Genomic DNA, 1,557 nt, shown 5'->3' on the forward strand with positions numbered 1-1,557 from the left:
ACTACCGCCCTTCAGCATCTGCTCCGGTGCTCGACATGGAGAATGCTGCTCAACTTGGATACGCCGTCTATTATGCGCTGGCGATGCTTGATGGGATGCCGGCAGAACGGTTGCTGCCTGTCCGAAACTGGGCAGATGCTCTGGTAGGTAAGTACGGCGGACCGATAGGAGACGCCATTTTCAGTCAATCTCCCAATGGCATCTGGCGCTTAGAAGGTCGGCCACTACTCGCCAAGGCTATTCTCGACGGCGACGAGGACGCTTATCGGACCCATGTCGAAGCCTATTACAATGTCATCCGCGAGGTAGTTAGCGATTCCGGTGCCATCCTCAAAAACGCTAATCGAGGCGACCGGGCGCTGCACTATCAAAGCCAAGGTTTGCTCGCCATCGCTGCCGTGCTGGACATCGTACAGAACCAGGGTGGCCGCATACCGGCAGATATCGAGGAAGAGTTCCAGCGTGCGGTTCAGTTTATGCTCGATGCAGACCGCGATATTGCTCTCATTGCGCCACTGGCTCGGGAGGGTTTCAACAATCCTGGTGATGGATCGACCCAGACCCGCTTCTACCGCGAGAACGCCGAACATTACTGGTGGATGATTTTTTATCTCTCCAACTATCCCGACGCCGAGAATGCAAGCCGCATCCGCTATCTTTTGGCCATGAACGACACGGTGGACCGAGTGGATCGCGATATGATGGCGTCAACCTGGGTGCCATATCCCATAAATTGCTACCGTCCATTCGACATGACGCCAGAAGCTGTTGAATCGGCCACCGCGCTTGTGACAGCGAAGTTCCCAAAGGTAGACGACGGCATTGCCAGTGCTCCGATCGCCACCGGCATCGGCGATGTCGTCAGTGAGAGCACCTTTGACGTCACGAGAGCCCTAGTCAGCACTCAGTATGAAGATCAAAATTTCGTTGAGTATCTGCTGAGGTTAAGGGGGAGCGCTATCGACGGCGAGGAGGTAGAAATACCAGCGATGAGCCTCTTTACTGACTTCTCGGGCGGCTCTGATGAAGTCGCAAACTTACGGCTCTTCCGCCTGGTATTCCGCCGGAACGTTCTCCAAGATCCCGCCAGTCGAAGCGCGGACTATCTTGTCTGCGGGGAACTGTCTGCTCAGATCGACGAAGGTGAGCAACAGCTTCGTCTACATGTCGGAGATGGTGCCGAGAAGAACGCCTGCATCCTCGAAAAAATGGCCGAGGTGGATCGAAACGTATGGTCGGCAGTTCTGGCCAACTTCTCGATCATTACGGATAAGCTGCCTGACAGCGACGCCGGCCTTCGCGTTAAGGAGCTGTATGCCTTTATAAAATGACTCGTGTGTAAAGTTACTCGGGCATAGATTCGGTCGAGTAGTCGGAAAAGCTCGCCTCTGCTATCGCCCCGGTTGTCCCAGGGTCTAGCTGCCGAACGAGCTTGCACGAAAAGGGGTGTAAGTTGATGCGAGGCGGTCGCAGGACCGCTGACAAACTTCGCGCACCCCGACATCCGCGGACTAGGGTTTAACAGTCCACGACCGGGGTCTGCGGGGAACCCGCCCC

1 protein-coding gene is annotated in these 1,557 nt (G+C 55.8%); it reads left to right on the forward strand.

The genetic code is table 11. The features are described from left to right. Positions 1-1,331: hypothetical protein (locus ACXYMS_RS18175; protein WP_458908263.1), on the forward strand; the 1,331-nt coding region annotated here is incomplete at its 5' end. Positions 1,332-1,557: the final 226 nt, after the last annotated feature.

The organism is Devosia sp. CAU 1758 (genome assembly GCF_054482695.1).